Annotated in this window: 22 protein-coding genes; 18 read left to right on the top strand and 4 right to left on the bottom strand. The window is 69.1% G+C overall.

What is annotated here, in order from left to right; genetic code table 11:
- Nucleotides 1-40 precede the first annotated feature (40 nt).
- The gene (locus LTV02_RS18355) at nucleotides 41-1,042 is read right to left on the bottom strand and encodes a zinc-binding dehydrogenase (RefSeq protein WP_233041136.1); all 1,002 of its coding nucleotides are present in this window, start codon (nucleotides 1,040-1,042) and stop codon (nucleotides 41-43) included.
- Between the two features lie 427 nt (nucleotides 1,043-1,469).
- Between LTV02_RS18355 and LTV02_RS18350 the strand changes: the two genes are divergently transcribed.
- The 18 genes from LTV02_RS18350 to LTV02_RS18265 all read left to right on the top strand — a co-directional run bounded on the left by LTV02_RS18350 (nucleotide 1,470) and on the right by LTV02_RS18265 (nucleotide 19,028).
- A complete protein-coding gene (locus tag LTV02_RS18350; RefSeq protein WP_067719444.1) occupies nucleotides 1,470-1,688 on the top strand; it encodes a hypothetical protein in 219 nt (72 codons plus the stop codon).
- Between the two features lie 85 nt (nucleotides 1,689-1,773).
- Nucleotides 1,774-2,130, top strand: a complete 357-nt coding sequence (locus tag LTV02_RS18345) for a hypothetical protein (RefSeq protein WP_233041135.1) — start codon at nucleotides 1,774-1,776, stop codon at nucleotides 2,128-2,130.
- A complete protein-coding gene (locus LTV02_RS18340; RefSeq protein ID WP_233041134.1) occupies nucleotides 2,127-2,816 on the top strand; it encodes a hypothetical protein in 690 nt (229 codons plus the stop codon). Before LTV02_RS18345 ends, LTV02_RS18340 begins: the two co-directional genes overlap by 4 nt.
- 237 nt (nucleotides 2,817-3,053) lie before the next feature.
- On the top strand, nucleotides 3,054-5,153 hold the full coding sequence (locus tag LTV02_RS39265) for a sensor histidine kinase (RefSeq protein ID WP_269821635.1): 2,100 nt from the start codon (nucleotides 3,054-3,056) through the stop codon (nucleotides 5,151-5,153).
- Nucleotides 5,150-5,563: a roadblock/LC7 domain-containing protein gene (locus tag LTV02_RS18330; protein WP_067719434.1), complete on the top strand. Its 414-nt coding sequence runs from the start codon at nucleotides 5,150-5,152 to the stop codon at nucleotides 5,561-5,563. The genes LTV02_RS39265 and LTV02_RS18330 overlap by 4 nt, the downstream gene beginning before the upstream one ends.
- Complete coding sequence (locus LTV02_RS18325) at nucleotides 5,560-5,916, top strand: DUF742 domain-containing protein (RefSeq protein ID WP_067719431.1); 357 nt, start codon at nucleotides 5,560-5,562, stop codon at nucleotides 5,914-5,916. Before LTV02_RS18330 ends, LTV02_RS18325 begins: the two co-directional genes overlap by 4 nt.
- Nucleotides 5,897-6,499 carry a GTP-binding protein gene (locus tag LTV02_RS18320; RefSeq protein ID WP_067719429.1) on the top strand — a complete coding sequence of 201 codons (603 nt, stop codon included), beginning with the start codon at nucleotides 5,897-5,899 and terminating at the stop codon, nucleotides 6,497-6,499. The genes LTV02_RS18325 and LTV02_RS18320 overlap by 20 nt, the downstream gene beginning before the upstream one ends.
- On the top strand, nucleotides 6,496-7,761 hold the full coding sequence (locus tag LTV02_RS18315; protein ID WP_233041133.1) for a cytochrome P450: 1,266 nt from the start codon (nucleotides 6,496-6,498) through the stop codon (nucleotides 7,759-7,761). The genes LTV02_RS18320 and LTV02_RS18315 overlap by 4 nt, the downstream gene beginning before the upstream one ends.
- A complete protein-coding gene (locus tag LTV02_RS18310) occupies nucleotides 7,758-8,984 on the top strand; it encodes a cytochrome P450 family protein (protein ID WP_233041132.1) in 1,227 nt (408 codons plus the stop codon). Before LTV02_RS18315 ends, LTV02_RS18310 begins: the two co-directional genes overlap by 4 nt.
- Before the next feature lie 91 nt (nucleotides 8,985-9,075).
- Nucleotides 9,076-9,909: a serine hydrolase gene (locus LTV02_RS18305; RefSeq protein ID WP_332909587.1), complete on the top strand. Its 834-nt coding sequence runs from the start codon at nucleotides 9,076-9,078 to the stop codon at nucleotides 9,907-9,909.
- 56 nt (nucleotides 9,910-9,965) lie between these two features.
- A complete protein-coding gene (locus LTV02_RS18300; protein ID WP_233041131.1) occupies nucleotides 9,966-11,342 on the top strand; it encodes an MFS transporter in 1,377 nt (458 codons plus the stop codon).
- On the top strand, nucleotides 11,332-11,751 hold the full coding sequence (locus LTV02_RS18295; RefSeq protein WP_233041130.1) for a MarR family winged helix-turn-helix transcriptional regulator: 420 nt from the start codon (nucleotides 11,332-11,334) through the stop codon (nucleotides 11,749-11,751). The genes LTV02_RS18300 and LTV02_RS18295 overlap by 11 nt, the downstream gene beginning before the upstream one ends.
- Nucleotides 11,752-11,807: 56 nt before the next feature.
- Complete coding sequence (locus LTV02_RS18290) at nucleotides 11,808-12,572, top strand: N-acetylmuramoyl-L-alanine amidase (protein WP_233041129.1); 765 nt, start codon at nucleotides 11,808-11,810, stop codon at nucleotides 12,570-12,572.
- 211 nt (nucleotides 12,573-12,783) lie between these two features.
- Entirely contained in the window at nucleotides 12,784-14,646 is a 1,863-nt protein-coding gene (locus tag LTV02_RS18285) for an APC family permease (protein ID WP_233041617.1), read from the top strand.
- Between the two features lie 136 nt (nucleotides 14,647-14,782).
- Nucleotides 14,783-15,691, top strand: a complete 909-nt coding sequence (locus tag LTV02_RS18280) for a metal-dependent hydrolase (RefSeq protein ID WP_233041128.1) — start codon at nucleotides 14,783-14,785, stop codon at nucleotides 15,689-15,691.
- Nucleotides 15,688-16,797 carry a PDR/VanB family oxidoreductase gene (locus LTV02_RS18275; RefSeq protein WP_233041127.1) on the top strand — a complete coding sequence of 370 codons (1,110 nt, stop codon included), beginning with the start codon at nucleotides 15,688-15,690 and terminating at the stop codon, nucleotides 16,795-16,797. Before LTV02_RS18280 ends, LTV02_RS18275 begins: the two co-directional genes overlap by 4 nt.
- 20 nt (nucleotides 16,798-16,817) lie before the next feature.
- Complete coding sequence (locus tag LTV02_RS18270; RefSeq protein ID WP_233041616.1) at nucleotides 16,818-18,587, top strand: SDR family oxidoreductase; 1,770 nt, start codon at nucleotides 16,818-16,820, stop codon at nucleotides 18,585-18,587.
- Nucleotides 18,588-18,755: 168 nt separating this feature from the next.
- Nucleotides 18,756-19,028, top strand: a complete 273-nt coding sequence (locus LTV02_RS18265) for a hypothetical protein (RefSeq protein WP_233041126.1) — start codon at nucleotides 18,756-18,758, stop codon at nucleotides 19,026-19,028.
- A 5-nt stretch (nucleotides 19,029-19,033) separates the two neighbouring features.
- On the opposite strand, the gene LTV02_RS18260 is transcribed toward LTV02_RS18265, so the two are convergent.
- The 3 genes from LTV02_RS18260 to LTV02_RS18250 all read right to left on the bottom strand — a co-directional run bounded on the left by LTV02_RS18260 (nucleotide 19,034) and on the right by LTV02_RS18250 (nucleotide 21,231).
- Nucleotides 19,034-19,525: a glycine-rich domain-containing protein gene (locus tag LTV02_RS18260; RefSeq protein ID WP_233041125.1), complete on the bottom strand. Its 492-nt coding sequence runs from the start codon at nucleotides 19,523-19,525 to the stop codon at nucleotides 19,034-19,036.
- Nucleotides 19,526-19,577: 52 nt separating this feature from the next.
- Entirely contained in the window at nucleotides 19,578-20,552 is a 975-nt protein-coding gene (locus LTV02_RS18255; protein WP_233041124.1) for a TerC/Alx family metal homeostasis membrane protein, read from the bottom strand.
- Nucleotides 20,553-20,802: 250 nt separating this feature from the next.
- Nucleotides 20,803-21,231: a nitroreductase family deazaflavin-dependent oxidoreductase gene (locus tag LTV02_RS18250; RefSeq protein ID WP_233041123.1), complete on the bottom strand. Its 429-nt coding sequence runs from the start codon at nucleotides 21,229-21,231 to the stop codon at nucleotides 20,803-20,805.
- Nucleotides 21,232-21,339: the final 108 nt, after the last annotated feature.

The following is a 21,339-nucleotide window of genomic DNA, read 5'->3' as shown; positions in this document are numbered from 1 at the left end:
GTGACCGGCAGCTCCCCGGGATGACGAGGGGACGCTCGGGTCAGTCGGCGCTGCCGACGGTCAGCAGGGTGCGGCCGATCGCGGAGCGGGCGGCGATCGCTTCGTGGGCGGCGGCGGCTTCCTCCAGGGGGAAGGTCTGGCCGATGACGACCTCCAGGCGACCGGCGGCGGCGTCGGCGAGGGAGCGTCGCAGGGTGGCGTGCCAGTCGATTCCGGCCCGGGTGATGTCCATCAGGGAGAGCACGGTGACACCCTGGGCGGCAGCGGCTTCCGGGTCGATCGGGGCGAATCCGCTGGCCGCGTTGCCGTATCCGAGGAAGCGGGCGCCCGGGGTGGCGGTGGCGAGGGCGGCGCTGCCGAGTTCGCCACCCGCGCCGTCGAAGACGACTTGGACGCCGCCGGTGAGTTCGCGGACCCGTTCGGCCCAGCCGGGCTCGGTGTAGTCGACGACGGCCTGCGCGCCGAGGCGTTGGGCGAGTTCACGTTTGGCGGGGGAGCTGGCGGCGGCGACGACCCGGCCGCCCGCGGCGCGGGCGAGCTGGACGAGGAGGGTGCCGAGACCGCCCGCCGCGCCGGTGATCAGCACCCATTCGCCGGGCTGCACGGCGGCGAGGTCGGCCACGGCGAAGGCGGTGCGGCCATCGTGCACCAGGCCGGCGGCCGAGTGCAGGTCCACCTCGTCGGGGACGGCGACCAGGCTCTCGGCCTTGGCCAGGGCCAATTCGGCGTACCCCCCGATCGGGAGGCCGCCGCCGATACCGCTGGCGGCGGTATCGGTCGCCACCCGCTGCCCGATCCAGACCGGGTCCACGTCCGGACCGGCCGCTTCGACCACGCCGGTGACCGCGCCGCCGGGCACGAACGGCGGCACGGCGGGGAAGAAGTCCCGCGCCCAGCCGCTGCGCATCAGGGTGTCCAGGAACATGACGTCGGCCGCCGCCACCTTGACCACCACTTCGCCCCGACCGGGAACCGGGGCGGGGGCCTCGGTCACCGTCAGCACCTCGGGACCGCCGAATTCCTTCGCTTCCACCACACGCATGTCGCTGCCTGCCTTTCGTTTTCGCTCACCTGGCTGTCTTCAGCGTGGAACCTCGAGTTCTGTTGAGGTCAAGCCGGGACGGGCGGGTTACGCGGGGAGCGAAACCGGGAACAGTGGCAGGCGGCCGCGGGTGCGGAGGCACGTCGGGACCCCAGGCGCGGTGGCATGGCAGACCATTTCTGATACGGCGCGAGCCGGGCTCGCGCGCTGGTACGTACCAGTGTGACGGGTTTGACAACACCGGTTCTGCATCCACTTGACCAGGTATTTCCTATCAGGTGGGCAGATCCTGATGATTCATTTTCGGGGCAAGCGATCTTGACTCCGATTCATGCCGTCGTTAGTCTCTGCGGCGGGATCCGGACGCGTGACCCGCGAACCGCCCCCGCACCATCGGCGCCACCCGCGATCACAAGGAGAGCCGCCCATGCCCACGCAGTACCTCGCCGACATCCGCGAAGCCACCCGCGCCCGCGAAGCCGCCAAGGAAGCGGCCCTCGCCGCCGACGGCATCTGGCGCAGCAAGATCAAGCAGGCCACCCAGGCGGGGGAGCGCGTATTCCTCATCGCCAAGGCAGCCGGCGATATCACCACCTCGCGGGTGTATCAGATTCGAGACGGGGTCCGCACCGGCAGCACCCGCTGAACCGGCCGCGATGCCACGCGGTGCGTATCGGACATGCGCTGCCCGCGCCCCGAGAATGAGACGCACCGCGTGCGACAATCAGACCGTGCATGATCAGCTGAAACAGTGGATCGACGAGCTGACCGGGGGTGAGAGCACCCGGGCCATCGCCGCCGTCACCGGCATTCCGCAGGCCACGCTCGCCCGGCATCTCGCGCTCGCGACGCCGCCGGTGGAAACGCTGATCGAAATCGCCCGCGCCTACAACGCCAATCCGGTCGAAGTGCAGGTCGTGGCGGGCATCATCACCGACGCCGAGGCGCAGCGCGCCGGCTCCGGCAGCGCCATCCGCCAAGCCAGCACCCGGCAACTGCTCACCGAACTGCTGCGCCGGGACAAGGAAGAAGACGAACCGCGGCGCAAACCCTCGCGCGGTGAGGCCGGCGCCAGGCTGTTCCGATGAACGACATCGTCACCCTGCTGGCCGCGTGCGCGGCGCTGGCGGCGGCCGGTTGCCGGTTGCCGCGCTGGCGGGCCGTCGAATCGCGGCCGCTCACCATCGGATTGGGGCTGCTGGGGTTGTTCGCGCTGCTGCGCGCGCCCGTGCTCAATGCCGCCGCCACCGATGTCGCCACCTCGGCCACCACGCTCGAGAGCCTGCCCGATCTGATCTCCAACCTGTCGCTGGTGGCGGCCGGTGCGCTGATCGGCGTGGCCATCACCGACGCGTTCGGCAGTGCGGCGGCGAAGAAGACGTTCTACGTGTTCCTGATCCTCGTCGAGGCGGCGCTGCTGCTCACCTACGAGCCGTCCAAGCCGTACGCGGCGATGATCGACGCGCACAAGTGGATCCTGGCCGGGGCGGGCGTGGTGACCAGCATCGCCATCCTGGTGGCGGCATTCCTGAGCATCTCCGCCATTCCCGCGCGATTGCGTCTGCCGCTCGGGCTCTTCATGCTCGGCGGCGCACTCAGCCTGGGGCTCAGCATCGTTCGCGTGGTGACCCTGCTGCGGCCGGACGGCGCCCAGGTGGAGGTCTGGGCGCCGTGGGTCAGCGTGCCGATCTTCGCGTTCGCCTTCGGATCGCTCATCGGCACCTACCGGGTGCGCACCCTGGACCCCGCCGCGGCGGCACGCACCGAAAGTTGAGCCGCGGGTTTCCATTCGGTGGCGCGCACCCGTCCGTCCGATGGCCGGGACGCATCGTCCCGAAGGCCGGAACCGGGCCTTGGCAGCACGTTCGCGCTCGGGTAGCGCGCACCTTCTCAGACGCCTATGCTTCTGCCCGAGATTCGAAACCGGTTGCCGGTCCGCGTATTTGGCGTGGGCCCGGAATCGGATGCCCGGGGGTTGCCCCGGCGGACGTGGATGCGGAAGTGCGGGGCTTTGTCGGAAACATCGAATCCGCCGGGCGGTGCGGGGCCAGCCGTTTCGGGTGCGCGCCTGCCCTATCCGGTCTTGCTGATCTCGGCGCTGGTCGCGGGACTCGCGATAGCCGCGGCGGTGTTCGCCGCGCCCGCGGAGTTCCGGGTGCCGCTCGCCATCGGGGCGTTGCTGGCCGGAATGCTGTGGTGCGCCGCGGTGACCGCGGCCGTCCACTACCGCGAGCAGGCGGTGCGGGCGCGGGCCGCCGCGGCGGCCGCCGAGGAGCTGATGACCGGGGCACTCGCCGACGCGCAAGCGCGAATCAGCGAGGCGCAGCAGCGATTCGACAACCTGGACATGGAAGCGCAGCTGCTCGTCGACGCCCGCGCCAGTGAGGCCCGGCAGCACGTCGAGGCCATGGAAAGCGAAGCGCGCCAGCACGTCGAGGCCATCGAGAACGAAGCGCGGCAGCATATCGAGGCCGTGCAGACCGAGGCCCGGCTGCGGGTCGAGGCGGTCGAGAACGAGGCGCTGCGGCGCATCGAAGAGGCCGAGCAGGCCGCGCGGGTGCGGGCCGAGGAAGCCGAACAGGCCACGCGGCAGCGGGTGGAACGGCTGGAAGCCGGTGCGCGGCAGCGCATCGGCGAGCTGGAAAGCCTGCTGGCCGAGAAGGCCAGGGACGCAAAGGAAGTCGAGCATCGGCGGGCCGCGGCCATGGCGGCCTTCGCGGGCGCGGCCGGGCGCATGCAGGCCATGAGCACCAGCATGCTGGCCGAACTGCGCGAAATGGAGCACCGGCACGGGGATCCGCAGGTGCTGGCCGATCTGCTCGAACTCGACCACCGCACCGCCCAGGCCGGACGCCTCGCCGACAGCATCGCGGTGCTCAGCGGGGCGCGCTCCGGGCGGCGCTGGGCCAAACCCATTGCGATGGAATCGATTCTGCGCGGAGCCATGGGGCGCGTCGCGGGCTATCAGCGCATCCGCTTGCGCGCCATCGCCGAGATCGCGATCGCCGGGCACGCGGCCGAAGGCATCATGCACGCCCTCGCCGAACTCCTCGACAATGCCTGCAACTTCTCCCCGCCCACCACCGAGGTGCACGTCTACGCCGCCGAAGTGCCCGCCGGCGTGGTCATCACCATCGAGGACAGCGGCCTGGTGATGAGCGAATCCGCCCTGCGCCGAGCCGAACTCACCGTCTGCGGCCAGACCGGCAGCGGCGCCGACCTCGCCTCCCTCTCCGGCACCCGCCTCGGCCTCGCCGTCGTCGGCCATCTGGCCCGCAAACACGAACTCACCGTCTCCTACCGCCCCTCCGCCATCGGCGGCACCGCGGTGGTGGTGGTCGTTCCCCGCGAACTCACCACCCGCCTCGACCGCACCCCCGGCGCGCAACCGGCCGCCCACACGGCAACCCTGGCGACGGCGCTGGCCGCCACCTCCTCCACCCGCCTGCGCCCGGTGAGTGCGGCGGCCCTGGACGCCCCGCCCGCTACCCCCGCGCTCGCCGCCGCGCCCGCGCTCCCGGATCCCGCCGCTACTCCCGCGCTCGTCGCCGCTGCCGCGCCCACCGACCCCGCGGCCGCGCCGACCGTCGTCGACGTCGAGACCGCCGACCGCGGGGCCCGCGCGGATGTCGGTATGCCCGCGGATACCGGGCAGGCCGTGACTCTCGGGATGTCTGCGGATGCCGGTATGTCCGTGGATGACGCGAAGTCCGCTGCCGTCGGTGCGAGCGAATCCGCGGCGATGGTGGCCGCGATCGGCCGGGAACCCAGTTCCTCGCTCTTGGCCTCCGTTATCGCGGCGGATCCGGAAACGCCTGTGGTGCTTGATGATCCGGTCTCTCGGCGGCTGGATGAGACCGCCGGAGGCGGTGTGTTCGGACCCGCGGTGCAGGTGCAGGCGGGCTCGGGTGGGATGCGGTTGCCGAAACGGAAGCGCGGGCAGGCCCTCGCCGCGGCGCATCCGCAGGGATTGTCGGGGGGAGCGGGGGTGGACGCGCCGGTGCGACCGGCGGGATCGCCTTCGGCTTTGGGGGCCTTTCAGCGAGCGGTGCGTGAGAACTCCGGGGGCGCCCCGACTTCCCCGTCCCCGGACATGGAGAGCGAGCTATGACGGCATCCGCTACACAGTTGGGGTGGTTGCTCGAGCAACTGCTGACCCGTACCCCGCACACGCGGCACGCGCTGCTGCTGTCGGGGGATGGCCTGAAGATCTGCCATACCGACGGCCTGGGGGCGGACAGCGCCGATCAGCTGGCCGCCATCGCGGCCGGGATGCAGAGCCTTTCGCACGGGGCGTCGGTGGAATTCGGGGACGGGCGCGGCGGGGTGCGGCAGTCCATGACCGAGTTCTACGGGGGCATCCTGTTCATCGTGGAGGCGGGGGTGGGCGCGCACATCGCGGTGGTCGCCGCCGAGCACGCCGATGCCGGACTGGTCGGCCACAATATGCGTGAGCTGGTGGAACAGCTGGGCGAACACCTGGCCGTGCCGGCCCGAGTCCGGGGAGCGGGCGTGTCGTGACCCGCCCCGACGAGAATCCGGATCGGCTGTACACCCTCACCGGCGGCCGCAGCCGCCCGGATTCCGATGCCTTCGATCTCGTCACCCTCGTGGTCAGCGAATGCGAACCGACCCCGGGCATGCAGTCCGAGCACGTCGCCATCCTGACCATGTGCCGGGCCCCGACCGCCGTGGTGGAGATCGCCGCCGAACTGCGGCTGCCGGTCGGCATCGCCACCATCCTGCTGTCGGATCTGCTGCACGCGGGCCGCATCACCGTCCGCCATCCACGGCACAACCCTGGCGCGCAATGGAATTCGCTGCCTGACACCACCACGCTCGAGAAGGTGCTCGTTGGACTCCGCAATCTCTGATCCCCGGCCGGCGCGCGCGGACGCCCCGCTGCACGCCGACGCCCGGCACGGACTGAAGATCGTCATCGTCGGCGGCTTCGGGGTCGGCAAGACCACCATGGTGCGCTCGGTCAGCGAGATCCGGCCCCTCGACACCGAGGCCACCATGACCCAAAGCGGTTACGGCGTCGACGATCCCAGCGCCGTGCCCGGCAAGACCACCACCACGGTGGCCTTCGACTTCGGCCGCATCACCATCGACGACGAACACGTGCTGTACCTGTTCGGCGCACCCGGCCAGGAACGGTTCTGGTTCCTGTGGGACCGCCTGTTCGCGGGCGCGCTGGGCGCCATCGTGCTGGTGGATCAGCGCCGCATCGAGGACTCCTGGTACGCCATCGACCGGCTCGAACACCAGGGCACCCCGTTCATCGTGGCCACCAACAACTTCGGGCCGGGCGCGGACCAGCGGGCGGTACGCGACGCCCTCGACCTGGATCCCCTTGTGCCCCTGGTCGATTGCGATGCCCGCGACCGCGAGTCCTGTAAACAAGTGCTGATCACCCTCGTCGAATACCTCACCCGTCCGGAGCGCACCGCATGACCACGCCCGCACCCGCCGGCGGCTGCCCGGTCCAGTCCGGGCCCGGCGTCGTCCCACTGGCAGGCCCCCGCTTCCACACCGATCCGCACAGTCTCTACCAGGAGATGCGCCGCGACCACGGCTCCGTGGTGGCGGTCGAACTGCCCGGCGGCGTACCCGCCTGGCTGGTGCTCGGCTATCGCGAAATGCACCAGGTGACAACGTCTCCCGAACTGTTCCCGCGCGATGTGAGCCTGTGGAACCAGTGGGACAGCATTCCCCCGGACTGGCCGCTGCTGCCCATGGTCGGGCGGCCCATGCCGTCCATCTACTTCACCGCCGGCGCCGAGCACCGCCGCCACCTGGCCATGGTCGAACCCGCGCTGGAAGCGGTCGACCCGTTCGAATTGCGCCGGGTCTGCGAGGATTCCGCCGACAAACTGATCGACGGCTTCTGCGGCCGCGGGCAGGCCAACCTGGTCGCCGACTTCGCCGAACCGCTCCCGGTCCTCGTATTGGCCTGGCTGCTGGGCTTTCCCGACGACGAGGGCCCGCGCCTGGCCCGAACCATGAAGGTGATGGCCGACGGCGGCGCCGACGCGCAATCCGCGCACCTGCGCTTCATGGAGCACATGCAGCGCCTGCTCGCCGCCAAACAGGCCGAACGCGGCGACGACCTGGTCTCGCGCCTGCTGGACTATCCCGAGGCGTTCACCGACGAGGAATACGTCAACGACCTGATGGCCATCACCGCCGCCGGTCACCTGCCGACCTCGGACTGGCTGGTCAACTCGGTACGGCTGATGCTCACCGACGACCGTTTCGCCGCCGCCCTGGGCGGCGGCCGGCGCAGCGTCGGCGAGGCCATGATCGAAGTGCTGTGGGAGGATTCGCCCACCTCGATCCTGGCCGGTCGCTGGGCCGCCCGCGACACTCGCCTGGGCGACAAGGTGATTCGCGCCGGCGACCTGCTGCTGCTGGGCCTGGCCGCCGCGAACACCGATCCGCACGTGCGCCAGCAGGTGCCCGGCAGCGCCGTGCACACCGGCAACAGCGCGCATTTCGCGTTCAGCCACGGCGAATACCGCTGCCCGTTCCCGGCGCAGCAGATCGCGGAAACCATCGCCCGCACCGGTATCGAGGTGCTGCTGGACCGGCTGCCCGATATCGATCTGGCCGTCCCGGCCGGCAGCCTGGTGCGGCGGCCGTCGCCCTTCCTGCGCGGGATGTCCTCCCTCCCAGTTGTTTTCACCCCAGTTCGCGCCGTCGGAGGTTTCCAGTGAGTTCCCCTTGCCCGCACGCCATCGCCATCGATCCGATGGTGGCCGATCTGGCCGGCGAGACCGCCCGCCTGCGCGCCGCCGGCGCCCTCACCCGCATCGAACTGCTCGGCGTCCCCGCCTGGACCGTCACCGATCACACCCTCGCGCGCCAGCTGCTGACCGATACCCGCCTGGTCAAGGACATCGAGAGCTGGGGGCTGTGGACCTCCGGCGTGGTCACCTGGGAGTGGCCGCTGATCGGCATGATCAATGCCGGGCGCTCCATGTTCACCGTGGACGGGGCCGAGCATCGCCGGCTGCGGATCAAGACCACCCAGGCGCTCACCCCGCGCCGCCTGGAAGCCCTGCGCCCCGATATCGAACGCCTGGTGGCCGAACTGCTCGACGATCTCGAGGCCGCGGGCCGCGACGGCGCGGTGGTGGACCTCAAGCAGGTGTTCGCCTACCCGCTGCCCATGCGCGTGATCAGCGAACTGATGGGCGTGCCGCGTGCCGACCACCCCATGCTGCTGGACTGGTACAAGAAGTTCTTCTCCATGCTCACCCCGCAGGACGAGCGGCTGCGCATCATCGGCGAGATGGACGTGTACTTCACGAACATGGTGCGCGAGAAGACCGCGAACCCCGGCGACGATCTCACCAGCGCGCTCATCCTGGCCGACGAGGGCGGCGAACCGCTCACCGAGGAGGAAGTGGTCGGCAACCTGAAGGCGCTGGTCGCCGCCGGGCACGAGACCACCGTCAGCCTGATCCTGAACGCGGTGCGCGCCTTGCTGACCCGGCCCGAACAGCTGAGCAAGGTGCTGGCCGGGGATATCGAATGGAAGCAGGCCATCGAGGAAACGCTGCGCTGGGACGGCCCGGTCACCCACCTGCTCATGCGCTTCGCCACCGAGGACATCACCGTCGGCGACACCGTCATCGCCAAGGGCGAGGGCCTGGTCATCTCCTACCGCGCCGTCGGCCGTGACACCGCCATTCACGGCGACGATGCCGACGAATTCGACGTCACGCGGCCGACCGCCAACCGCAATATCTCCTTCGGCTACGGCCCGCACATCTGCCCGGGCGCGGCGCTGGCCCGCCTCGAAGCCGCGATCGGGCTGCCCGCGCTCTTCGCCCGCTTCCCGGCGCTGCGACTGGCCGTGCCGGAGCACGAGATCCAGCATCTGCCCGTGCTGACCCAGAACGACGTGGCGGCGGTGCCGATCCTGGTGAGCTGACCGGACTCCGGCGTGTCGCCGCCGGGCTCCCGGATCCCGGGGGCGCGGCGCGGCAAGCTGGAGCGCGCGGGGGCCTGGCGCGGAGGTAGCGATGGGCTGGCGGACGCGGGTGGCCGGAACGATCGTGGCCGGTGGCGTACTGTGCGGTGGACCGCCGGCGCCGGCGGAACCCGTTGCGCCGCCGCCGATTCCGTCCCTGCCGATCCCCGGGCTGCCCTTCCCGGCGCCGCAGCGGGACATGCCGACGGTGGAAGTGCCCTCCCGCACCGCCATTTCGGTGCGCTCGATCCTGCCGGATCTGAAGTGGGGAACGCCGAACCAGCACGAGGTCCGCTCCGGGCTGTCGGTGGTCAAGCTGTACGTGGTGGATTACGCACTGCGGCACGGTGACGGCGCGGCACAGGATCGCGAGCTGGGGGAGCGCATGATCCGGTTCTCCGACGACGGCGCCGCCGACACCCTGGCCGCCAAGTACCCGGCCGCCATCGACGCGGTGGCAAAAGAGTACGGACTCACCGAAACCCATGGATCCGGCGGCTGGGGCACGGCCTCGACCAGCACCGCCGATGTAGCCGATTTCCTGGCCGCCAAACTCCGGGACGATCCGGATTCGCCGATCCTCGGCTGGATGGCCGCCGCGAGCGACACCGCCGCCGACGGCACCAAGCAGGACTGGGGCACCGCGCGGCTGCCGCGCGTCACCGGCACCAAATGGGGCTGGGCCGATCAGGGCATCCCCGAAGTCGCCTCGGCCTCCTTCGGTCCCGGCTTCACCGTCAGCGCCCACACCTACGGCACGGCCGCCGAACAGACCGACGATGTCACCTCGGTCGTGCCCCAGGTGCTGGGTGAATTCCTCGAATCCGCCTGGCCGTGGACCGAACTGGAACGCCTGTTCGCGCCGGAGTCGCGGCGGCAGCGGTGACGGGCGGCACACCGCGAAGGGTTGCGGGGCAATAGTTGTGTGCTCACAATAGTTGTGTGCCCACAACTGTCGAAGGGTTGAGCGCGCGACGCAAGACGATCGTCCTGATCACCTGCTGTATGAGCCTGCTGATCTCGTCCATGGACGCCACCATCGTCAATGTCGCCATCCCCACCATCCAGTCCGATCTCGGTGCGCCGCTGTCGCGCCTGCAATGGATCGTCGACGTCTACACCCTCACCCTGGCGAGCCTGCTCATGCTCTCCGGCGCGCTCGCCGACCGCTTCGGCCGCCGCCGCGTCTTCCGCATCGGCCTGCTCACCTTCGCCGCCGGCTCGCTGCTGTGCAGCCTCGCGCCCAGCATCGAAGTCCTGATCGGAGCCCGGTTCGTGCAGGCCATCGGCGGTTCCATGCTGAACCCGGTGGCCATGTCGATCATCACCACGGTGTTCACCGGCAGGGTGGAACGCGCTCGCGCCGTCGGCATCTGGGGCGCGGTGGTGGGCATCTCGACCGCGCTCGGCCCGCTGGTCGGCGGCGGGCTCATCGACGCCCTGGGCTGGCAGTCGGTGTTCTGGATCAACCTGCCCATCGTGGCCGTCGCCTTCGTCCTCACCACTTTGTATGTGCCGGAATCGAAGTCGGCCAACCCGCGCGGCATGGACCCGATCGGCCAGGTGCTGGCCATGCTCACCCTGTTCACGCTGGTGTTCGGTCTCATCGAGGGCAAGCCGCTGTTCTTCGCGGTCGCCGCCGTCGCACTGCTCGGCTTCGTGTGGCACGAGGCGCGGCACCGCTCGCCGTTCATCGATCTGCGCTTCTTCCGCAGCTTCCCCTTCGCCTCCGCCACCCTGATCGCGGTCGCCGCCTTCGCGGCGCTGGGCGCGTTCCTGTTCGACATGTCGCTGTATCTGCAAGGGATACGGCACTTCTCGGCCGTGCACACCGGTCTGCTGTACCTGCCCATGGCGATCGGCATGCTGATCTTCTCGCCCCTCTCCGGGCGGCTGGTGGGCCGCTACGGCACCCGGCCCTCGCTGGTGGCGTCCGGGCTGCTCATGACCATCGCCGCGATCGGCCTGACCCAGCTGCGCCCGGACACCCCCGTCTGGCAGCTGATCGTCGTATTCGCCGTGTTCGGTATCGGATTCGGCATGGTCAACGCGCCCATCACCACCTCCGCCGTGAGCGGAATGCCGCTGGATCGCGCGGGCGCGGCGGCCGCCGTCGCCTCCACCAGCCGTCAGGTCGGCGTGAGTCTCGGCGTCGCCCTGTGCGGTGCGCTCTCCGGGGCCGGCTTGTGGTGGACCATCAGCGCGCTGACCGTCGCCGTGCTCGCGCTCGGAGTCGCCGCCAGCACCCCGTGGGCGTACCGTTCCCGGGACCGTGTCGCACCACTGCTCGAACAGAAAGTCCCCACCCATGCCGGCTGACACGCCCACCCCCGACGAGGTCTGGGACCTGCTCACCCATCTGGTGATGGATTCCCGCGACGGCTACAAACGGGCCGTGGTGGAGCGAACGGGTATGCCGTTCAGCCGGATTCGGGTGCTCAAGCGGCTGCTGCCCGGACCGCTCACGGTCAAGGAACTCGCGCACGCCGCCGCCATGGACGCCCCCGCCACCACCGTCGTGGTCAACGATCTCGAGGAACGCGGGCTGGTGCTGCGCGAGATCGATCCGGCGAACCGGCGCAGCAAACTGGTCTCGCTCACCGATGCGGGCCGCCGGGTCTACGCCGAGGCCCGCGCCACCCCCGACCCCGCGCCGCGCCCGCTCCTCGACCTCCCGGCCGCCGACTTGCGCACCCTGCGTGACCTGCTGCGCAAGCTCGAACACTGACCGGATCCCGCCGCGGCGCTCGCCAGGGGGTTGCGGCGGGTCGTAGGGTAGGGCCCGTGCGACAGCGACGGTGGAAACTGATGGCGGCGGTCTGCGGTGCTCTGTTGATCGGGGGAAGCGCACAGGTCACGGCCGCGCCGGTGGCGAAATTCCCGGCGGCGCCGCTGCTTCCGATCGCGGGCCGGACCATCGTGCTCGATCCCGGGCACAACGGCGGCGGCGCGGCGCATCCGGAAGTGATCAACTCCCAGGTGTCCGACGGCCGCGGCGGCACCAAGGCCTGCAACACCACCGGCACCGCCGCGAACGACGGCTACACCGAGCACGAGTTCAATTGGGATGTGGCGCAGCGGGTACGGGATCTGCTCACCGCGCGCGGCTATCAGGTGATCATGTCTCGCGACAGCGACTCCGGAGCCGGTCCGTGCGTGGACGAACGCGGCACCCTCGGCAATCGGACCGGGGCGGCGGCCGTGGTGTCCATCCACGCCGACGGCGCACCCGCCGGCGCGCACGGCTTCCACGTCGCGCACTCCTCCCCGCCGCTGAACCAGGCGCAGGGCGAGCCGTCGCAGCGGCTGGCCACCGCACTCCGGGACAGCCTGGTGCGCTCCGGATTCCAGACCTCCACCTATATCGGCTCCGACGGCCTGAACCCGCGCTCGGACCTGGCCGGGCTGAACCATTCCGACCGGCCCACCGCGCTGGTGGAATGCGGCAACATGCGCGATCCGGGCGATATCGCCGTACTCGAATCCGCCGACGGCCGTGCGCGTTTGGCCGAGGCAATCGCGGGGGCGGTCGCGGGGTACGTCGGCTAGCCGGGCAGCCACCGAGACTCGCGGTCAGGGCTGTGTCTCCCGTCGGCGTGTCGTGAGTAGATTGACCACGACATCGCCGACATTTCGGGAGACCGTGCCAACGGGTTCCGGGGAGGAATTTGTGACCACGACCGAAGTCCGGTCACGTTCGCGCTTCGCGAACTGGCTGCTGGAAGACGCGGGTGAAGAACACTCGCAACTCCCGGGGCCGATGGCCAAGCGGGCGCCGAAGGAACGCCAGCATCCCTGGTGGAAGGTCATGTGCCTGACCGGCGTCGACTATTTCTCCACCCTCGGCTACCAGCCCGGCATCGCGGCCCTGGCCGCCGGCGTGCTGTCCCCGCTGGCCACCCTGGTACTGGTGGCGCTCACCCTGCTCGGCGCGCTGCCGGTGTACCGGCGCGTGGCCAAGGAGAGCCCGCACGGCGGCGGCTCCATCGCCATGCTCGCCAAGTTCCTGCCCAACTGGTGGGGCAAGATCCTGATCCTGGTGCTGCTCGGCTTCGCGGCCACCGATTTCACCATCACCATGACGCTGTCCGCGGCCGACGGCGCGGCGCACATCGTCGAGAATCCCTTGGTGCCGGACGCTTTCCACGGGCACAACCTGCTCATCACGCTGGTGCTGCTGGCCTTGCTGGCGGCGGTGTTCCTCAAGGGGTTCAGCGAGGCCATCGGCATCGCGGTGGTGCTGGTCGGGGTCTACCTGTCGCTGAATCTCGTTGTCGCCGTACGCGGTGTGTACGAGGTGCTGCGGCACGGCTCCCTGGTCACCGACTGGGGGCATGCGCTCACCGCGCAGCACGGCAGCCCCATCGCCATGATCGGGGTGGCGCTGCTGGTGTTCCCGAAACTCGCGCTGGGCCTGTCCGGTTTCGAGACCGGCGTCGCGGTCATGCCGCAGATCCAGGGCGCGCCCGGGGACACCGAGGAGTACCCGCGCGCCCGGATCATCGGCGCGCGCAAGCTGCTCACCACCGCGGCGCTCATCATGAGCGGCTTCCTCATCGTCTCCAGCTTCATCACCACCATCCTGATTCCCGAGGCGGCGTTCGAACCCGGCGGCGCGGCCAACGGGCGGGCGCTGGCGTATCTCGCGCACGAGCATCTCGGCGCGGCCTTCGGCACCGTGTACGACATCAGCACCATCGCGATCCTGTGGTTCGCGGGCGCGTCGGCCATGGCGGGGCTGCTGAATCTGGTGCCGCGCTACCTGCCCCGCTTCGGCATGGCTCCGGAATGGGCGCGCCAGATCCGGCCGCTGGTACTGGTTTTCGCGGCGGTGGCATTCGGCATCACCTGGTATTTCGATGCCGGCGTCGACGCCCAGGGCGCGGCCTACGCGACCGGCGTGCTGGTGCTCATCACCTCGGCGGCCGTCGCGGTGACCTTGTCGGCGGCGCGGCAGCGGCAGCGCTCGCGGGTGCTGCTGTTCGGGCTGGTGTCGGCGATCTTCGTGTACACCACCATCGACAATGTCATCGAGAAGCCCGAGGGCGCGCAACTGGCGCTGCTGTTCATCCTGGCGACGCTGGTGGTGTCGTTCGCCTCGCGCTTCCGCCGCGCCTTCGAATTGCGGGCCATCACGGTCACCTTCGACGACCGGGCAGCCGCTTTGATCGACGATCTGGCCGCGCGCGGCGAGGTCCGCATCGTCACCCACGACATCGACGCCCGGCATCCGTCGGAGTACGCGGAGAAGGAAGCCGATCAGCGCCGGGAGAGCCACATTCCGGACGGCGATCCCATCCTCTTCCTCGAGGTGATCGTCAAGGATCCCTCCGAGTTCAGCACCGAACTGCTGGTCACCGCGGTGGAGGTGGAGCAGTACCACATCCTGTCGGTCGAGGCGGCGGCCGTGCCGAACTGCATCGCCGCCATCCTGCTGGCCATTCGCGACCGCACCGGCGTCCCGCCGCACGTGTACTTCGAATGGACCGAGGGCAATCCGCTGACCAACCTGCTGCGCTTCATGTTCTTCGGCGAGGGCGAGGTGGCGCCGGTGACGCGGGAAATCATCCGGCGCGCCGTCCCGCGCCGCTCGCAACGGCCCCACGTGCATGTGGACAGCTGATCAATAGCATGGTCAGGGGCATAATTCTAGGTGTAACTCCTGGTTTCATATACGGGTAGAATGTTGCTACAGTCACGTAGCAATGCGGAGGCCGTGCGTCGAGCGCGGCCCTCGGACGACGAAACCAGGAGTATCGATGAAGCTACTTCCGAAGCTGGGCCGCCGCGTGGTGACCGAACCCGGTGAAGTGGCCCTGCATGCCCGCAATGTGCGGTTCGATTGGTCCAAGACCGCACCGGTCTGGATGAAGGACGAGCCCGTTGCCTCGCATGTGCTCAACGCACTGAGCATGCTGCTGCCCGAAGGCGAGCGCATGTTCCTGGTGACGTTCGGCGAGGCGCTCGAACTGGTCAAGGACGAGAAGCTGCGCGAAGCCATGATCGGCTTCATCGGCCAGGAATCCATGCACGCCGAAAGCCACAACGGGGCCCTGGAAGAGGTGCTCACCGCGCACGGCATCGACGTGGAACCGTATGTGCGCCAGACCGAATACATCTTCCGCAAGACCCTCGGCCCGCGCGACGACCTCACCACCGAGGCGGCGCGCCAGCAGCATCTGGTCGAGCGGCTCGGGTTCATCGCCACCCTGGAGCACTTCTTCGCCTTCCTCGGCGACTGGATCCTCAACGCCGACCTGGAGCGGTTCGACACCGACCCGCAGATGCTGGACCTGTTCCGCTGGCACGGGGCCGAAGAAGTCGAGCACCGGATGGTCGCGCACGACGTCGCGGAATACTTCAGCGTCGGCTACGTGCGGCGCTGCGCGCTCATGCTGGTCGTCTTCCCCATCTTCATCGCGCTGTTGGTGCGCGGCACCAAATACCTGGCGCACCAGGATCCGAACCTGCCCAACCACCGCTATCCGATGCTGATCCTGCGCATCTTCGCGGCCATGTGGCGCGGTGCGCTGCCCGGCATCCCATCGCTGCTCTACAGCGCGCTGACGGTGTTCAAGCCCGCCTACACACCCGAACCCGTCGGCTCCAGCGCTCAGGCCATCGCGTACCTGGCGCAGTCGCCGGCCGCCCGGATGATGGCCTCGTGAGCGCAGTCCGACCGATTCCGGCGACGCTGCCGGACGACCTGTACGGCAAGAACCGTCAGGATCGCACCACCCGGGTGCTCGACCGGATCGCCGAAGCCCGTTTGCGCTGGACCACTTTCGTCAACCGAAAGGCCCCGGTCGCGCGGGTGGACGATCGGCGCACACCGCTGGTCGTGGTGGAGCGCCGCGTCGAAGCTCACGACACCGATGTGATCAGCCTGCTGATGACCGCACCGGACGGGCGCGCTCTCCCGGAGTGGAGGCCGGGTGCGCACCTGGATCTGGAACTGCCCTCGGGCAAGGTGCGGCAGTACTCGCTGTGCGGGGATCCCGCCGACCGGCACGCGTATCGCGTTGCGGTGCGGCGCATTCCGGACGGTAACGGCGGCTCCCTCGAAGTGCACGACGAGCTGAAGGTAGGCACCGCACTGACCGTGCGGGGGCCGCGCAACGCCTTCCCGTTCGTGCTGCCCGGATACGGATCCTCCGCCGCCCGTGTGCATTTCGTAGCGGGCGGCATCGGCATCACGCCGATTCTGCCGATGATCCGGATGGCCGAGCGCCTCGGCGTCGAATGGACCATGGTGTACGCCGGGCGCTCTCGCGACACCATCCCGTTCCTGAGCGAGGTCGAGAGCTTCGGGGATCGCGTCACCGTGCGCACCGACGACGAGCACGGCATCCCCGACGCGGCCGCGTTGCTGCCCGGCGTCGGCCCCGAAACCTCCGTCTACTGCTGCGGTCCGGTGGTCATGACCCAGGTCATCGCCGACGCCGTGCGCGACATGCCGGGCGTGGAACTGTATTCCGAGCGCTTCTCACCGCCCCCGGTGGTGAACGGCACCGCCTTCGCCGTGGAACTGGCCCGCGGCGGCGAGACCGTCGACGTCCCGGCCGACAAATCGGTGCTGGAGGAAGTGCTGAAAGTCCGTCCGGACAGCGCGTATTCGTGCCGGCAGGGCTTCTGCCGCACCTGCGTGGTGCGGGTGCTGGAAGGCTCCGTCGACCATCGTGACACCGTGCTCACCGCCGACGAGCGGGCCGCCGGCGACATGCTCATCTGTGTATCCCGTTGCGACGGGGACCGTCTGGTGCTGGACCTCTAGCACCCGTCTCCCAGGAGAAGATCGTGACCGATCAATCGACCATCATCCCGGCGTCCGAGCGCCGCGTGCGCAGCGGCGAATTCGACCTCGCCGTCTACGAATACGGCGAGCCGTCGGCGGAAACCATTGTGCTGGTGCATGGTTGGCCGGACGACAACCACCTGTGGGACCGGGTGGTGCCGTTGCTGGCCGACCGCTTCCACGTGGTCACCTACGACACCCGCGGGCACGGGCGCTCCACCCGCACCGCGCGCACCGAGGACTACCGGCTCGAGCATTTCGCGGCCGACTTCTTCGCCGTCGCCGACGCGGTGAGCCCCGATAAGCCGGTGCACATCCTGGCGCACGACTGGGGTTCGGTGGAGATGTGGGAGGCCGTGTGCGAACCGCAGGCCGCCGACCGCGTCGCCTCCTTCACCTCGGTGTCCGGGCCGAACCTGGATCACCTGGGCGCGTGGACGCGGGCCAACCTCGCCAAGGGCAAGCTGTGGGGTCCGTTCACCCAGCTGCTGTCCTCGGCCTACACCGGGCTGTTCATGACGCCGGGCGTGCCGCGCGTGGTGCTCAAGCCCCTCGCCACCGAGAAGATGTGGTCGCGATTCGTCGGGCTGATGAACGAGACCTCGCCCGAGAACATCAAATTCGGGCCCGAGTTCCGGCGCGACTTCTTCGACGGCATGCGGATCTACCGCGCCAACATCCTGCCCCGTATGACCGGGCCGCGCGAACGGCGCACCGAAGTGCCGGTGCAGCTGATCATCGCGCGCCGGGACGTGGCCGTACGGCCCGCCGGCTACAGCGACACCAAGGAATACGCGCCGAACCTGTACCGGCGTGAGGTCGGCGGCGGGCACTGGCTGCCGTTCTCGCATCCGGAACTGCTCGCCACCTCCACCATCGAACTCATCGACTCGCTGCGCACGGGGGAGGCCCCGCGCACCCTGCTGCGCGCCGAAGTCGGCCGGGAACAGCGGACCTTCGAGAACCAGCTGCTGGTCATCACCGGCGGCGGCAGCGGCATCGGGCGCGAGACCGCGCTCGCCTTCGCGCGGCTCGGGGCCGAGGTCGTGCTCTCCGACATCAACCTCGACTCGGCCAAGGAGACCGCGGAACTCATTGCGCGCGAGGGCGGTACGGCGCACGCCTACCAGCTCGACGTGTCCTCCGCGGCCGCCGTCGACGAGCACGCCGCCACGGTCATCGCGGCGCACGGGGTGCCCGACATTCTCATCAACAATGCGGGCGTGGGCGCGGCGGGCGATTTCTTCGACACGTCCGCAGCGGAATTCGATCGCGTGCTCAATATCAATCTGCACGGCGTGATCAATGGCTGCCGTGCTTTCGGAAAGGCAATGGCCGAACGCGGACTGGGCGGCAATATCGTCAACCTGTCCTCGATGGCGGCCTATACGCCGCAGCGCGGATTCGCCGCCTACTCCACCTCCAAGTCGGCGGTATTCATGTTCTCCGACTGCCTGCGGGCCGAACTGGCCGCCCAGGGCATCGGCGTGCACACCATCTGCCCCGGCATCGTGCACACCAATATCGTTGCGACCACCCGCTTCTCGGGCGTCTCCGCCGATGAGGAAGCCGCCAAGCAGCAGAAGTTCGACAAGCTGTACGCCGCGCGGCGCTACGGTCCGGAGAAGGTGGCGGCGCAGATCGTCAAGGCCGTCGAACAGGGACGCGATGTGGTGCCGGTGACGCCGGAAGCCTGGCTGCAATACCGATTCAACCGTTTCGCGCCGGCCGTGGCGCGGTTCTTCGCGGCGCGGGTGAAGCTCACATAAATTGATGCGTACCCATCGGTCATATCCCTGAATCCTCGCCGGCATACCCGAATTCAAGGGGCTGTCGGGAGCGAATCGAGCGCCGTAGCTTTTTGGCTATCGCATCGAAAGTTCCGATGGTGGTGTGGAGGACGCCGCCATCGGAACTCGCTCGGGGAGGAGAAATCGATGGTTGTTTCGATCATTTTCGGGGTGCTGATCGTCGCGGGCATCATCGGCTGGATCGTCTGGCTGGACCGGCGGGACCGGCGACGGTGGAACCGGCGCTGGGGGATCGGCGGGGGCACCGGCAGCGGGGGTTCCGATAGCGGGTGGTTCGGCGGCGGCAGCAGTTGCGGCGGGGGCGGGGGTCACGGCCACGGCCACGGCTGCGGTGGCGGAAGTGGTTGCGGCGGTGGCGGTTGCGGCGGCGGGGGCGGAGGCTGCGGGGGCGGCAGCTGATCCGATCAGCCGTCCGAACGCAGCTGCGATTCGATGAGCTGGATCCGATCCGTGGGCAGACCCCACGGATCGGTCACGCCCACCACCGAATCCAGGCTCCACAGCACACAGCGCTCCTCCGGGCGCGCCACCATCGACCAGGCCACCACCGTGCGGCCCAGCTGCGCCGCCATGGGATCACCTGCGCCGCCGAGGCTTTCGCCGTCCGGGAAGTGATGCAGGAACCGGCCGTAGGCGGCCTCGCAGAAGCGCTGATAGCGCAGTGTGCACAGGATCAGTCCATGCCAGGCCTCGTCCACCGCATGCGAGGGCATGCCGATCACTCGGCCCTCGCGCATGGCGGCGCCGCAGCAGCGCAACCATTGCCGCAGACCGGTTTCCACCAGTTCCCGGGGCTGCCAGGGGCAGGTCTTGAAGACCGCCTCCGGCAGCTCCAGCGCATCCACCACGCGGTTCATCTCGTCGATACCCGGACGCCGGAAGTATTGCAGCAGCATGATTCACGGTAGATCGGCCGCGGCACGGCGTGCATGGCCTCGATTTCGGGGGCTAGGTGGCGGCCGACTCGGTCTCGTCCGGCTGCTGCTGCCCGCGGGTGGCGCGCAGGCTGGTCAGCGTCACCGTCGCCAGCACCACCACGATCACCACCAGCGAGGCCGCGGTCGGAATGGTCGGCACCCCGCTCCACACGCCGTGCGCCCAGTGCAGCACCAGCTTCACGCCGATGAAGGCCAGAATGACCGCCAGCCCGTAGGCCAGGTGCACCAGCCGCGACAGCGCCGCGTGCAGCACGAAGTACAGCGCTCGCAGACCCAGCAGCGCGAACGCGTTGGTGGCGAACACCAGGAACGGGTCACCGGTCACGCCGTACACCGCCGGTACCGAGTCCACCGCGAACACCACATCGGTCGCCATCACCGCGGCCACCACCAGCGCCAGCGGCGTCAGCGCACGCTTGCCCGCTTCCCGCACCACCATCTTGGTGCCGCGGTAGTCATCGGTGACCGGAAAGAAGCGGCGCAGCACACGCACCGAGCGCATGGACGAGATATCGACTTCCTGCTCGTGCCCGCCCGCCGCATCGGCCAGCAGTTTCACCGCGGTGACCAGCAGGATCAAACCGAACAGCAGGAACGCCCAGTCCAGGGTGGCCAGTGCGGCCGCGCCCAGCGCGATGAATATGCCGCGCAGCACCAGCGCGCCCGCGATGCCGAACAGCAGCACCCGCTGGGCCAGCACCGCCGGCACCGCGAACGCCGACAGCAGCAGCATGAACACGAACAGGTTGTCCACCGACAGCGACTTCTCGAGCAGATAGCCGGTGAAGTACTCCATGGCGGGGGTGCCGCCATTGTTGATCCACAGGAAAACGCCGAACGCGATGGGCAGCGCGATGTAGAAAGCCGTCCACCCCAACGCTTCTCGCATGGACACCGCGTGCGGTTTGCGGGTGAGCGCGAAATCCAGCACCAGCAGCGCCAGCACCACGATGATCGTGCCCGCCCACAACCAGGGCGTACCCACCGACTGAATGGAAGAAGAAGCAAGAACCGACACGGTAGAACTCATGAGACCTCCTCGGACATGGAAAACCAGCCGAGGTCTCCTTCACCCATGTCTTCGAGTCAGACACCGTTCTTATGGGCGACCATCCGGGGACCGCGACGGCGCGATCCGTACTGACCGGAGTGATTCTTGGGAAGTACTCCCCTCTGCCCGCGAGGATAGCCGACCCTTATCTCACCTGTCCAACTTCCCACGCCGATCCGCACCCCTACCGGGGACTCATCACCACCACCGCGATCGGCCGCGAAGTCTTCTTCTGATACTCCGTGTACCTGCCCTGATTCACCTTGTCGACCAGCCCCCACCGCCGCGCGTACTCGGGATCGTCCGGATACGTCGCGGTAGCCGTCACCGGAATCCGCTTGGTCCCCACCTGAATCTCCACCTGCCCGTCGGCCTTCACATTCGCCAGCCACCCCGGCGGCCGCGGCGACCCGCCATTGGACGCGGTAACCAGGAAGTCCTTCCCATCCCGCGCGTAAGTCAGCGCATTCGTCCGCTGCTGTCCCGTCTTCCGCCCGACCGTCCGCAACAACAACGTCGGATTCCCGAACAACAGCCGATGTCCCACCACCCCGCCACTGTTCTCGTACAGCCACTGATGCGCCCGAAGCACATTCACGAACACGCCCGCCACAGTTCCTCCTTCGGCCACCCCCTACGACACCGTAGGCTTCCCCCGCGCCCGAGTAGGTACCAGGCCGCCGAATTCGGTACCATCGCGAGGCCCGCGGAGATCTCCGCG

This window comes from Nocardia yamanashiensis (assembly GCF_021183565.1).
Taxonomy (GTDB): Bacteria; Actinomycetota; Actinomycetes; order Mycobacteriales; family Mycobacteriaceae; genus Nocardia; species Nocardia yamanashiensis.
This window is presented reverse-complemented; position numbering and strand designations above follow the sequence as displayed.